At 41.2% G+C, this 14,636-nt stretch carries 8 protein-coding genes; 3 read left to right on the top strand and 5 right to left on the bottom strand.

The genetic code is table 11. The features are described 5' to 3' along the window. Window positions 1-209: 209 nt before the first annotated feature. A complete protein-coding gene (locus tag AC5JMF_RS22435; RefSeq protein WP_495797924.1) occupies window positions 210-1,901 on the bottom strand; it encodes a glycosyltransferase family 39 protein in 1,692 nt (563 codons plus the stop codon). Between the two features lie 219 nt (window positions 1,902-2,120). On the opposite strand from AC5JMF_RS22435, the gene AC5JMF_RS22430 reads away from it, so the two are divergent. The 3 genes from AC5JMF_RS22430 to AC5JMF_RS22420 all read left to right on the top strand — a co-directional run bounded on the left by AC5JMF_RS22430 (window position 2,121) and on the right by AC5JMF_RS22420 (window position 6,836). Beyond that, entirely contained in the window at window positions 2,121-4,532 is a 2,412-nt protein-coding gene (locus tag AC5JMF_RS22430) for an ATP-dependent helicase (RefSeq protein ID WP_495797923.1), read from the top strand. Window positions 4,533-5,055: 523 nt separating this feature from the next. Continuing rightward, a complete protein-coding gene (locus AC5JMF_RS22425; protein ID WP_495797922.1) occupies window positions 5,056-5,763 on the top strand; it encodes a class I SAM-dependent methyltransferase in 708 nt (235 codons plus the stop codon). 353 nt (window positions 5,764-6,116) lie between these two features. Then, a complete protein-coding gene (locus tag AC5JMF_RS22420; RefSeq protein WP_495797921.1) occupies window positions 6,117-6,836 on the top strand; it encodes a DUF8738 domain-containing protein in 720 nt (239 codons plus the stop codon). 24 nt (window positions 6,837-6,860) lie between these two features. Here AC5JMF_RS22420 and AC5JMF_RS22415 read toward each other — a convergent pair whose 3' ends face one another. The 4 genes from AC5JMF_RS22415 to AC5JMF_RS22400 all read right to left on the bottom strand — a co-directional run bounded on the left by AC5JMF_RS22415 (window position 6,861) and on the right by AC5JMF_RS22400 (window position 14,077). Further along, window positions 6,861-9,527: a CHAT domain-containing protein gene (locus tag AC5JMF_RS22415; RefSeq protein WP_495797925.1), complete on the bottom strand. Its 2,667-nt coding sequence runs from the start codon at window positions 9,525-9,527 to the stop codon at window positions 6,861-6,863. Window positions 9,528-9,693: 166 nt separating this feature from the next. Continuing rightward, window positions 9,694-12,411 (bottom strand): two-partner secretion domain-containing protein, encoded by a 2,718-nt coding sequence (locus AC5JMF_RS22410; protein ID WP_495797920.1) that lies wholly within the window; start codon window positions 12,409-12,411, stop codon window positions 9,694-9,696. A 25-nt stretch (window positions 12,412-12,436) separates the two neighbouring features. Continuing rightward, complete coding sequence (locus AC5JMF_RS22405; protein WP_495797919.1) at window positions 12,437-13,150, bottom strand: hypothetical protein; 714 nt, start codon at window positions 13,148-13,150, stop codon at window positions 12,437-12,439. Window positions 13,151-13,423: 273 nt separating this feature from the next. Then, window positions 13,424-14,077 (bottom strand): sigma-70 family RNA polymerase sigma factor, encoded by a 654-nt coding sequence (locus tag AC5JMF_RS22400; protein ID WP_495797918.1) that lies wholly within the window; start codon window positions 14,075-14,077, stop codon window positions 13,424-13,426. Window positions 14,078-14,636 lie beyond the last annotated feature (559 nt).

The raw sequence follows: 14,636 nt of genomic DNA, 5'->3' as shown, positions 1-14,636 counted from the left end.
CATCTAAATTACATAATCAAATTAAATAAAACTCTTGTGGGGTGGGCATCTTGCCTGCCCTAATTATGCAAGTTATATGTGGAACAGCTTAGTCGGTTTCAACCGACTAGAGTTATCAGCCAAAAAATTTATTTTCTGGCGAGTATCCGACTTTTGCAAGAGGTCTAATGAAGAGTGCTGAGTAGTTAAAACACTACTTACGTATCTGTTTATTCTCGTACCGAGAGTGATTGCGACAGGCGTAAATTTCTACATCGATAAAGCTGATAAGGAACACCTATACGATAGTGCTGTGAGGGATCTATAGTGCAAATATTTTCTTTAGATAGCTTTACTTGCTGTGGATAATCTCGCTGTTTTATTCCAGGGGCAACTACCCATAAATTTAACCGAGATATTTCTTGTAATGGCAATTGAGGAAGCTTGTGCCAAACATCGGATAAATCAGATGATTGCTTAATAAAAGCAAAATTGTCTGAGTTGACGGCTGAATACAAAACTGTCTGTCTATTGTGTTCTAATGCCAAGGCAAAACTTAAACCTAAAGCCACATCTTGATAATTTCTATATCCTACTACCAACATCAGTGGTGTACTAGGCTCTAAATTCATTTTTTGAGCCACTTGTTCGGGCTGAAAAGGTTTTTGAAAAACTAAGTTAGAAACTACAAAAATACAACTGATAACTCCTACTAATAAAATTATGTATTTAAAAATTTTTCTTCTATCCAAGCTGGCAGCTATCAGGGTACATAAGCTTGGATAATAAACAAAGTGATATCGAGGAATCGCAGTAATATCTTTGCCTGATAAGTAAGCGATCGCCAAATATTGTAATAATATAAAACTGATAAAAACTAACAGCGTTAATATTGCTAAATTATGAGTATTTCTTAGCCACAGTAGCCTCAAGCCTTGGAAAAATTGCCATCCTATTAAAATGGCAAAAACTACCATCGCCAAACCACAAATAATCGCAATTATTAGGGGCTGCTTTTCCACAGGTAGAGCAATCACCATCAATACCCAATTAATCAGAGTTTGATATAACGGTGCAATAAAATTGGCAGCAGGCAACCAATCAGTTTCAGAACGCTGAATATGACTAAATATCGTTAGTAACCAGGGAATAAAGCTAATTAAAATCGTACTGATTGAGATTATTAAAGCTAGCCAAATTTGGCGTTGCATTGAAATGTTCACCTGACCCCAATACATCAATACAAGTATTGTAAGAATTTCCGCGCTCAAAGCCAGAGCAAAAAAGTAGTGAACATAAAGACCGATAATATTAATAATTACCCAGAGCAGCCAAACCCAAAATCGCAACTGCGATCGCTCAAATATATCCCGCTGAATTTGCATTAGTCCTAATAATGCCAAAGTTATAAAAAACATAGGCATGGTATAGTGACGAGCTTCTTGGGAAAGGTAAACAGCAAAAGGAGAAACAGCCATCAATGCTGCTGCTAAAATTCCAGATGTTGTGGAAAAAGCAATACAATTAACACCGTAAATGGCAGTGATCGCACCAACACCAAATAAAGCTGGTAGCGATCGCAGTTTCTCTACCCACTCTGTTCCCAAGGGACTTATAAATCCTAACCAACTGTACATCCCACAAAAAAACAGCGGTGGGTGCGTAGACTGAGTAGCAATATTTTTGGCTATTTGAGAGCAACTCACCCCAGATTGATAAGTAAAAATCTCCTGTACTTGGTTAAGAGGAAACACCATATCTAAAGGCAAGTCATTGTAATTTTTACCTAAACTAAAAATGGCAGTAATTATCTCATCCATCCACAAAGGTTTTAAGTCTAAATGCCAAAAACGCAACATAGCACCAAGCGCGATCGCTCCAGCTAAACTCAGATAATGTAGAGAAAGTCTGCGAATTTTCATATTTAGCTATTAAATAATTCGTAATTCGTAATGACGCGACGCTCCTGTGTCGCTCTAAGCGAAGCTATGCCGCAGGCTTTACGCTGACGCTCGTACCGACGCTCGATGACTCGCTAACGCTACCGCTTCGCTAACGCTATCGAGGACTCGCTAACGTAATTCGTAATTCGTAATTCGTAAATAAAATTACTGTAGGATGTGTTAGGCACATATATCAATATGGTTTGTAACGAAAAATTTTTGCAACCTGTTTCATCTCTGCGAGAAAAAATTGTCGAAATCCGCGATGGCTTGCGCCCTGGACAACAACAGATGGCTGACTGGCAATCGGGGCCACTGGCCGTTTCCGCTGTTCCTGGGGCGGGTAAATCTACAGGAATGGCGGCAGCAGCAGCGATCGCGATCGCCCGTCAGTATGAATTTGTTGGCGAGTCACGCCCATCCTCTCGCCGTCAGTTGGTTGTTGTTACCTTCACCCGTTCCGCTGTTGCCAACATTAAAACAAAAATCCGCAAATATTTACGCGATGATTTATCATTACCACAGACAGGCTTTGCTGTCTACACTTTGCATGGCTTAGCATTAAACATTGCTAGTCGTCATCCTGATTTATCAGGGTTGCAGTTAGAAAGTGTCACATTAATTACACCAACTCAAAGCCACCGTTTTATCCGCACTGCGGTGGAACAATGGATTGCTAACAATCCTAGACTTTATGCTCATTTGCTAGAAGGGCAGCAATTTGACGGAGAAGAAACAGAAAGATTGCGCCGTCAGTCAGTATTGCGGACAGAAGTATTACCAGATTTGGCAAATACAGTCATTCACGAAGCCAAAAGTTCTGGGATATCGCCACAAAAGTTACGTGAGTGGAGTGAAGAAACCACCGATAAATACGCAATTTTGAACATAGCCGCTGGCTTGTATGAGCAATATCAAAACTTAATGCGATCGCGCGATTTTATCGACTACGATGACATGATTTTAGCTGCACTGCGCGTTTTAGACAACGGTAGCGCCCGTCGCATCGAGCAAAACCAAGTTTTCGCAGTCTTTGAAGACGAAGCCCAGGATTCTAGTCCACTTCAGACGCAGTTGCTAGAAATTTTGGCGAGTAGTGAGGGGGATGAGGAAGGCAGGGGAGGCAGAGAGAGAGATAACCAATACCCAGTCCTGTCGCCCGTCAACCTCATCCGAGTTGGCGACCCCAATCAAGCAATTAACTCTACTTTTACCCCAGCTGATCCGATTTATTTTCGACAATTTTGTCAAGATTGCGATCGCGTTCAACGATTGGCAACAATGGATCAAGCTGGTCGTAGTACTAGAATTATTATCGAAGCTGCTAACTTTGCTCTGCAATGGATTAATAGTCAGTGGTTAGTTGTTAGCGGCCAGTTGTCAGCTGCAACTAAAAACCCACAAGAGCCAACTGATGACCAACAAATGCCGTTTCGCGACCAAACAATTCTCCCTGTGAATGCTGGCGATCCTCAAAAGGATGCTAATCCCCAGCCAGTAGGACAAGGACTAGAACTGTATACTCCTCGTGATATTTATCACACAGTTGAATTAATGTCACAGAGAGTAATTGAGTTGTTTGCTCAAGACCCAAGCAATATTCGGGCAGCGGTTTTAGTGCGAGAAAACCGTCAGGGAAGATGGCTCAGCGAGGCACTCACACCAATATGTAATGAGCATAAAATTACACTCTATGATGTAGGAGAACGCGATCGCCGTTCCCATGTACCCCAGGAAATTTTAGCATTGCTGCAATTTTGCGATCGCCCCCATTCCCCTGATTATCTCAAAGCGGCGCTAGATGCGTTAGTGGAACGTCAATTAATTCCCACCCAAGACCTCAATGCCCTTGCAAGTCTTCCAGAAGAATTTTTATACCCTGGCCCTTTGTCTCTACCCCAGCCAGAGGCAGTACAAAAAGCTGCGCGTTTGTGTCGTAGTTTACTCCGCGCTCGCTTAGAATTGCCCATCTATCAGCTTATCTCTTTCCTCGCTTTGACATTGAATTATGACCAAGCAGAATTGGCAACAGCTGATAAGCTTGCAGAACGAGTCAACCAGCAATTAGCTGGCAATAGTTCCATGGGGTCGATGTTGTCAGCTTTGAGTGAAATTGTCAGTTCTGAACGATTTGAGCCAGTGGAAACAGAAGATTTGGAAGCGCGTTACACCCGTGCTGGGCAACTGACGATTATTACTATGCATAAAGCTAAAGGATTAGATTGGGATTATGTTTTTATTCCTTTTTTACACGAAAACTTGATTCCTGGTAAATTTTGGGTTCCTCCCCAAAGTCAGTTTTTAGGCGACTTTACTTTATCAGAAGTTGCTCGTGCCCAAATTCGTGCTGCTCTCCACAAGAAGTCTTGTATACCTGATGTCACACAAGCGTGGGAACAAGCAAAACATCTCAAAATTGCTGAGGAATATCGTTTACTTTACGTCGCTATGACAAGGGCAAAGCGACTGTTGTGGATGTCTGCATCCCAGAAAGCTCCCTTTACTTGGAGTAAACCAGAGAATTTACAAGACCAAGCCCCTTGTGCAGTTTTTCCAGCTTTAAAGCGTCAGTTTCCCAAATGTGTAATGAGTTTAGCAGCGATCAGATAGTTTTAGTTAATTTTTATGTATATTTACTAAATATTTAAGTTTTAGTGTCACAAATATGGCACGAATTTGCTGTGATCAATTTAGTTTAAATTTAAATTAAATTTACTTTAATTAATTGCTGGTTTATACTTGCGTATTACTTAGGTTTCATGTTATTTAGTAAATAGATAGCAAAAAAATGCAAATATGATGCCGTTTTCTAATCCAAGTGTGGAATCAAAAAAGTAAATGCAAACAAAAGCAAGTAATTGTTTATACAATGCTTATTTTGTTGTGCCTCACTTTTTGTACTACAAGTTTTATATTTTTTAATCACTGTTAGTACAAATAAAAAGTTCCTAATTTAGCGCTCATGCACTTGGAAAAGTGATGCAGCTCTATTAGATGATGTTTTTGATTAAAACCTTGGTTTATATCGACAAGACACAGAACATGCGATTACGTTAACTTTTGCTGAGTTTTATGATTTTGTTCTTGTCTGCAAATCGAGTTGAACAAACCATTAGAAAATAATTTTTGAAGAATGATTAAAACAGCAAAGACATTAGCCAAAGAGCTTTTACCACCTGTTGTATTTCGGTTGGTTAAATCTTTTAACAACTCTCAAATTGTTAGTGACAAAGTTCGTAACACTCAAGTAGCTAATGAAGAAGAGGGTTCTGAGCGTACCGCTGATTATTACGATCAACGGTGTCTTGAGCTTGATAGCTGGCATATTCACTACTCAAAGACTCAATACTACCCTATGTGGTCAGTTATAGCAGACCGTCTACAACACGCAGATATAAAATCTTTGCTTGAGATTGGATGCGGGGCTGGACAATTAGCTGCGTTGCTTTACGATAAAGGTATTAATCAATATCTTGGTTTTGACTTTAGTCCTAACTTCGTTGCTACCGCAAAAAAAGCTTGCCCTGAATTAAATTTTGTTGTAGCTGATGCTTTTGAAACTGATATATTTTACACTCATGATTATGATTCAGTAATTTCTACTGAATTTTTAGAACATGTTGAACGTGACCTTGAAGTAATTGAAAAGATCCGCAAGGGTACACGCTTTTATGGAAGCGTACCGAATTTTATGATGAAATCTCATGTACGTTACTTTAAAAACGTACAAGAAGTTTCTGACAGATATGCTAAATACTTTGATTCATTTCTAGTCGATACATTTTTGAGTACTAGAAATCAATCAACAGTGTATTATCTTTTTGAAGGTATAAAACGTTAATAAATATAAAAAACAAGATCCCTAACTTGTTTGGAATGTTGGGGATCTATTGCTTTCAATCCGCCTCTACAGATAAATCTTGACGCACTCCCCGGTTTAAAGGGCACGGGTATTCTGGGTTCAAACAGCGATTGCAAGCTTTGCTCGTCTTACAAAAACAGGGAGTAGGGAGTGGGGAGTAGGGATACAAAAACATTAAAAACATTTAACTACTGGCGTGCCAAGCCTTAAATATTGCGATAAATTTTCTTGTGTGTGGGCCAAAAAGCCCGCATCGGACGAGCAACACGCTCATCCTACAAGAATTTGCTCAGGTTTAAAAACTCTGAGTTTCCCGCATACCGCGAGGTCTTATGAAATTTATCATCAAGATATCTTCTTCAATCAACAGCGTTAGCAAGTTACCTACAAGCATTATCTTGATCCTTGTGTTGACAAGCTTGCTATCTTATGGATTGGGATTGGTGAGCAATAATTTTGCTATGGCTATTCCCAACGCAGAACAAATACAATTGTCTCAACGCGATCGCACAAATAAGCTACCAAGAGCCATTGCTAAAAAAGTGTTAAGCGATGCTTCTAAGCGTTCTGGGGTGAGAATTGCAAATTTAAGAATTACGCAAATCACACCCAAGACTTTTGGTAATCCGTGTATTTTTCAGTTTGGAGAAGTTTGTACAAAAGAATATAGACCTATCCAAGGTTGGGAAGTAATTATCAAGGTGAAAGAGCAATCCTGGACTTATCATGTCAATAAACCCGGCTCACAAATTCTTTTAGACCCCAAAGTTGATGTATCTTCCAATACACAACTGCCAAAAGCGATCGCTGATGCTGTGTTGAGCGATGCTTCTCGGCGTTCTGAAGTAGCAGTTGCCAATTTAAAGGTTACTCAAGCCACACCAAAAACCTTTAGCAATCCCTGTAGATTCAACTTTGGTGATATCTGCACCCAAGAGTATAATCCCGTCGAAGGATGGGAAGTGATTGTTAAAGTTAAAGACCAATCCTGGACTTACCATGTCAATAAATCCGGCTCACAAGTCGTGTTAGACCCCAAAATCAGCGTGTAAAATATTTTCTTTCCCCATGCCTCTTTACAACCAATTGCCAATCAAAACGTAGGCAGACCAAAAGCTGGGTGCAGTGTAATTAGGGTGTTTTAATAGTTCTAGCTGAGCAAGGCGGAGGGCTTCGGCTTTGGTGATTTTGTTGTTCTTGAGTTCTCGGTAGAAGGTACTGACAAACAGCGCTGTGGATTGATCGTCAATTTGCCATAAGGAGGCTAAAGTGCTGCGTGCCCCAGCTCTAACGGCCGCCCCGGCTAAACCTAGTGCTGCGCGGTTGTCCCCTGCTGCTGTTTGGCAGGCACTTAAAAACAGTAGTTCGACTCTGGTTTGATTTTGACTACGCAGAAGTGTGTCGAAATCTTTGACATTAATCGGGCCATCATTGGCCAAAATAAAGGTTTTCTCAGCGCGGGAACTAAACTGACCATGGGTTGCCAAATGCACTACATTATATGCAGCATTACTAACCTTACTCTCTAATGCATTTTTGGTAAACTGCTGGTCTAGTAAACTTGTAGTTGGTACTCCGGCATCAGCAATACTGTTGAATTCTGATTTGATGGCGTTCAAAGGCGCAAAGTCAGGGAAATTTGCTGGTGGTTGAGTTAGCCCTGCGGTTAATGCTCTGAGCTTTTGTTTGACCAGTGGCTTGGGATCGAGGAGTTGCAAACCGACGCTGAGGGCGATCGCATATTTTTCGACTAAGTATTTCTGACCATCGTAAAGCACAGCCATCGGTATATTACGTAACTGCCCGTCTAAGACAAATACTAGAGTATTCACTCCACTTGTCTGTAATTCTGACTCAATTGGTTTGAGTAGCCAGTTATAAACTTGTTGCGATTGGGTTTCGATGGCTTGAATCGCTGCGGGGTTAACAAGATTTTTCCGTAGTTGTGTGAGAATTTTATCTGTTTGGGCTTGGGGAATTTTGGTACTGTAGTGTCGCAGTGGTTGCTTGGGAATTCTGACAATTACCTGGAGTTCTTCAGGAAGAATAATGGGATAGAGAATAGCGGCGGTGGGATTATCTTGATCTACCACTTGATCGAGTGCTACTTTTTGACCTTGTAAACAAGCTTCCCGAAAGAAGTTATCTAACTCTGCTAGTTGCAGGGCTTCAATTTGCTGGCGTGCTTTTTCTAATGTTTTTTCATCCGGGTTGCCTCCTTGAGATTGCAGCAGTAATTCTACTGACTCTCGATAGACGGGTTCTACACTATCGCGGAAATTGAACTGTACATCCTGATTAACTGTTACTAGGTCACTGCGGAGAAAACGGAGAGTTTCGACAGCAGCATCATAGGAGGCGATCGCTCCTTTATAATCTTTTTGGGCTTTGAGTAATCTGCCTAACTGCCACTCCAATGTATAAGTAATGTCTGGTGCATTACTAGACTGTGCTAAAAGTAATCCCTGCTGTGTGAGGGCTTGCGCCTGTGACCATTGTTTGGTTTCTTCGTACAAATTGCCTAAACTCTTAAGAGCATAGGCTTCTGCTCGCTTATCGCCTAAATTATGGGATTGCTGAACAGCGGTGGCTAGTAACAGTGCTGAGTCTTGAGTACTGGGGAGCCATTCGCCTGCGGGAGTCTCTGCCGTTGAGCGAACTGGGGTTGTTGAGTATTGAATACTAAATGTTGTGTACTGATTGCTAAAACTTTGAAGTTTTTTCAGGCTTTGTGCTAAGTTAATCCGGGCGTAGATGCTGGCACGGCTGGGTGGGAGTTGGTCGAGTTGGGATTTGAGGGATGGTAAGATGGCCTGGGCTGCTGGTAATTTTTGATCTTCGATGAGTAGGCTGAGTAAGTTGAGTTGTGCTTGAACTTTTGTTAAGGAAGAAGGAGATACTTCTTGTGTTTGTTGATAGTATTTAACAGCATCGGCTTTTTGTTGTTGTGTACGGGCATTATTTCCCAAGCTAAAGAAACTCGCCCCAACATTGGCAGGCGATCGCAAACGTTGAGCAATCAATAAACTGTCCTTGAGGATTGCTTGCGACTTATCCAAATCGCCTAGTACTTGAAGTGCGTCACCAAGCGATCGTAATCCCACTGTTTTTTCTATGGAATCTGGTTGAGATTTGAGGATTTCATTTGCTTTGTTTAACTTTTCGAGCGCCCGACGGTAAAATCCTTGAGTTCGCCATGCTTGAGCTTGATTAATTAGCGACCTAACCACACCGATTTTATTTTCTGCTTGCTGATAAATTTTTTCTGTCTGCTGCCAAGTTGCTAAAGCTGTTTCTGCTTGTCCCATTGCCAATTGCAGACGTCCTTGAATGTCCAAGGATTGGGCCAATACTTGCAAGTTTTTCTCACCCTTGAGCAAATTTAAGCTCTCTGTAATTGCTTGCTGCGCCTCAGTCCATGCACCAAGTTGTTGATAAGCCAGGGAAAGATTACTCAAGCTTACTGCTAGTTTCAGATTATCTCTCTGTTGTCTATATTCCCGGACAGCCTGTTGCAAAACTTGTACAGCCTGAGTGTAATTGCTAGCATCATAAAAAATTTTACCTTGCTGTAATGCAGATCCAACAGCAGAGACAGTGGGAGTATTGGGATTAATTGCGATCGCAACTCTTGCTAACATCGGTAAGCTGAGAATGCATAGTAAAGCTATTAAGAAATACAAAGGTAAACGTATTTGCCTTTTAACTTTTATAGAATTCGTTTTATTAAACCAAATATTCATGTGGGATTGGGGACTGGGGACTGGGGATTGGGGACTGGGGACTGGGGATTGGGGACTGGGGACTGGGGATTGGGGATTGGGGACTGGGGAATTGTCATTTGTCATTTGTTATTAATTATTCTCCGCGTCCCCGCGTCCCCGCGTCCCCGCGTCTTCCTCATCCCCCTCACTCCCCACTTCTTAAACAGCCACTCATGGGAAAATCCCGCAACGAATGCACAGAGCTAGTTGTGAGTGCTTGGGCAACTAAGGTAATGTTACCATTTGCATCTATTACCCATCCCTGAGCTTCCACAATCTTATTGGTTGGGGATGCAACTAACTCTTGAGGTTGGATGTATTCTTTTTTGCTATTTTGTTGTGGTGAATTTTCGGGCAGTTTAATCCAGTCTACTAATACATCGTCAGCTAATAATAGCTCTGTGGGATTGGCTGGTATGCCTCCACGCCCTGTGTAGACGAAAGAACTGCTTTGTTGTGGGGCGCAACTCTGGGTAATTTGCTGGGACGCATCAATTAAATTGGTAGATAGTTGAACTAAGCCACGACTGGGATCGACATTGGGTGTGTTAATTGTGACTACGCCATTGAACCCGAACTGAGAACTGGCAGTAATATCGCTTTGGGGGGTATTAAACTTTTGGGGTTGCAGTCCAAAGATATTTCTAGCAGTGATATCAATCCTGCCGCCGTTACCTGTGTAAGCATTGGCGGTGATATCGTTATTTTCGGAGGGTACGCTGACGATAAAGGGGGCATTGATCGTAATAGTACCGCCATTGCCGCCTGCTAAAGCTGTGCCGGCTGAGGTGGAAATCTGACTGTTGCGCCGCAGTAATAATAATTCGCTGAGGTTCAGTGTGATGTTGCCGCCATCGACTGAGGCAGTTTGACCGATTAATTTGCCTTGATTATCCAGCTTGAGCGATCGCGCTGTTACTTCCAAATTACCAGCTTGTCCAGAAACTTGACTACTCACTGTGACTTCGGCTCCATTTTGGATAGTGAAGCGATCGCTGGTAATATTCAAATTACCTGCTCTGCCAGTACCTTCAGTTCTACTGAACAACACACTGGGAATAAGAGTATCACCGATGCGTCCACTACCTGTTACCTCTACAGATTTGCTAGCGTTAATATTCAAAGTTCCGCCAGGGCCTTCACCAAATGAACCTGACCTCACCTCACCACCATCTTGAATCAATAATCGGCTGACGTTGATATTTGCAATTGCTGCTTGACCTAAACCAAAGTTATCAGCTGTGATTCTGGCTCCCTTTTCCACAGTCAGCAGTCCAGTATTAATATTTAAACTACCAACATTACGAGTTGCTCCAGGCTGAGCAGAAACAAAAATACCACTACGATAATTATCTACAACTGAAGCGGTAGCGAATGGTGAAACCCCACTCAAGCGAATGAACTCTGTAGCATTGATTATCAAATTCCCACCATTGCCGCCATATCTGGCAGCGGTAGATATTTGTGCCCCATCTGCGACAGTCAAGCGTTGAGTTGCAATGGTGATAGTTCCCGCATCGCCGGGGTTTTCTATGGCTTCTCTACCAACTTGGGCAAAAAGTCCACTAGGAGTTTCACCATTTGGGGTTTCTCCAATTAGTTGTATGGAGTCTGAAGCCTTTACTAGCACATTCCCGGCTCGACCTGCACCAAAAGTAGAAGCTTCTATACCTGCCCCATCTTTGAGTAAAAGCCGTCTAGTTTCAATGGTGATGTTACCACCATCGCCCGTTACACTTTCACACTCTACGGGAAATCGACAAACTTGAGAACCAATAAAACTAGGAGAACCATCTGATGTTGTGCCTTCTAGTTCAACAGTGTCGCCATTGACGAAAATATCCCCAGCTTCTGCTGTACCTTGAGTTACGGTGGCAATATTGGAGCCGTTACTCACTTTCACCGACTCAGTGGCATTAATAATAAAATTACCACTGTTTTTTGAGCCAAAGGCGATCGCAAAAACTAACGAATTGTCAGCAAGAGTGATGTTTCTTGCTTGCAATTGCACAACACCGCCACCATCATCACTGGCATCGACTAAAGAACCACCAAAGATATCGATATCTCCCAAATTTTGAGCGCCTGCGTAGTCCAGAGCATAGCCTGTGTCAACTTCACTCAGTTTGACAAAACCATCAGTAACACTACCTAACTCAACTCTACCGCCTGGTACCGTTAAATTACCACTTTGTAAAGATACATCACCACCCACTAATGCTAGAGTTGCACCACTTTGCACCATTAGCCCCGCAGGCTGTCCAATAATATTGACTGTGCCATCACTACCTTGAGATTGATTGATAATTTTTCCCGAATTATTACTAAATTGCAATCCCAAAGGTACACTGACTGTTAATAATGGAGCAGTTCCGCTACCATCTGCATTAAAGTCTGTGTGATCAGCAAACTTGACGCTGTTTGCTGTACTTGCTAGAAATGAACCTCCAATATTCAAACTAGCATTAGGGCCAAAAACTATACCGCTGGGGTTGATAAAAAATAGATTTGCAGTACTCCCAGGTGTAGTTCTAATCATACCATCTATATTAGAAGGGCTGCCACCTGTTACCCGCGTGATGATATTTCTCACTGCCAAACCATGGTCAAAAAAAGCAGTATTTCCTGTTGTTTCACCAGTTAAAACCGAAAAAGAAAACTCTCGAAAACTGTGAAATAAATTATTGCCCTTGAGAGTACCACCCTCAATTATCTTCACTTGATCAGATGTTCTCACCGTAGAGTTATTCGGAAGTGTCGCATCTGGAATAATTTCCGCTATTGTTGGATGACAAACTAACAACCAACACAAACTACTTCCGCACCATTGCCAAAATTGCAGGGTTAAACAATTTGTATGCACCCTAAATTACCTTATGATTAAAAATTTACGTAGCTGGAAATCCCTTTTTTACCAAAAAACCTAAAAAAGCTAACAAAAACAATAAACCCGTTGTAGTTGTTGGCTCGGAAACTTGCTGAGAAACAGTAAAAGAGCCAACACTGCCGACATAAACACTGGTTTCTACATCATTAAAATTTTCAGAATATATCGCTATGACATCGTTTGGTGTAATTCGACTAAACTCAGATAAATCATTAATCAGATTAGAGTTATTTTTGGCAACCAATAAAATTAAAGTAGGAATAGAGTTTCCTGACAATGTGACATCAGCCCTGATGGGGCTATCAAAAACAAATTCAGGTAAGAATCTATCTGTATTGAGTGAATTTAGGTTAAGGTCAAGTATGGTAGTATTACCATTTGTATCAGGCGTTAAAGTGGTAATCTTTAAATTTCCCGACGGACAAACTATACTCCCACAAAACGAAGAGTTAGTATTAAACGCTCCAAAGAAAAAATTTAAATTATCAATAGCATTTAAATACTCACCTGGAAATGGATTTGCAGCCAAAGTATCTATATTAAAATTAAATCCTGTAATTATAGGTGCTGTAGAACTTCTCCCAGAACCTTTGATAATTCCACTTGTTCTGCCAAAATTAGTAAATGTTATAGCTTGAGCAGATTCTGGAAATAAATAAGCCGCAATAATTACCGCAACTATCGTTTTAGCCCACTTAAAGTTAATTAAATTCATCTTCTTGGTGTGATTATAAAAAGGATTTTTTAATAGTTTTCATCATCAAGAATACATGAGTTGTAATAAATACTTAAATTTATTACATTTTTTTAAATTTTTGTTGTATTACATTGTTAAATATCTAAATAAAAATATTTCACTCTTGTGCTAGTGTGATGGTAGTTGAATGATATTTAGTAGCGATCGCAGTATCAAGTTTAAGTGGATGAGCGATCGCTAAGCTAAATCAAAAGCAATAGCTTATGAGTTTCTAGTTTTAGACATAGAAATTCATAATAAACCCTCCAATTCAGCATATTTCCGTAAGCGTGGCAGACACTGGCGTTGATAAAAGCTGCTTAAGGTGGGAATTCCTAGCCCAAATTCCTCTGATAATTCTTTCCAGCTAACTTCTGGGGGTAGGCGTTTTAGGATTAGCACTTGACAATTCACATCGGGACGCCCTTTAATGTGAGTTCCGCGCAATTCTCCATCTGAGTCTTGATTAACCCATATTTCCAAGTTTTCCAGAATGGGGGGTGCTTGGGGGCTAGCTGGGAGATTGTCAACGGGATCAATCACGTCAGTTTCACCCGACGATGTAGACTGGCGAATCCTCAGAGAAACCGTTGTCGCTTGTTCTCGGTTTTGGTTGAGGTAAAAGTCTTGTAACCTGCGTTTTAAGTAAGCATTCAGCCAGGTAATGACACTACCATAAGTGGGATCGTAAGTTTGACCGGTCAAACCTTCACAAACATTACGACAGAAATACAACCAAGTTTGTTGGAGTGCGTCTTGATAGTAGGGAGTACTTTCCCTCCATAGTCTGTTGGAAGTCAAGCGAATGATTTGCGTGAGCAGCTTTTGACGCTGAGGGCTACCAGGTGGGTGTCCACAGGCTTTTGTGACTAAGCAACGTAGCTGTTCATCGAATTCAACAACCATAGCAATCTTGGCGCTCAAAGCAAGAATATCTTAGTATTGCGTATAAGAATGTACTAGAAAATTACCCTTTGTCGTGATACTACATCTTTTTTTACTTTTTCGCTCACAAAAATTCCAATGACGCATCCTCTAACAGTTGCTAGTTTTTGGGCCGTAGTACTGAATATTTAAAAAAACAATACAGTCCGAGAAATCCTTAGTGTACCGAGAAATTATTCGTGCTGACTCACCCTACATCGCGCTTTTAGTTACTTACGTCGCGCTTTTGGTTACTTGCGTCGCGCTTTTGGTTACTTAGGTCACGCTTTTGGTTACTTGCATCACGCTTTTGTTTACTTGCATCACGATTTTGCTGTGAATGATAGCTCATAACGTATAAAGTTGTAAATGTAACAATAATCTATCGTGTAAATACGATTTCTTTAACCTAATGTTTAAGACAATTGCCAAAAACAGCTAAAAATATTGTTATAAAAAATATATTTCTTGGCGGATTTTGCTGAGGTGACGTACCCGACGCTGACTCTTCGAGTACAGCGCGGGCTTCTCAATGACTCTT

The organism is Desmonostoc vinosum, from assembly GCF_059505385.1.
Note: the sequence above shows the minus strand (reverse complement) of the source record. Positions and strands in the feature narration are given on the sequence as shown.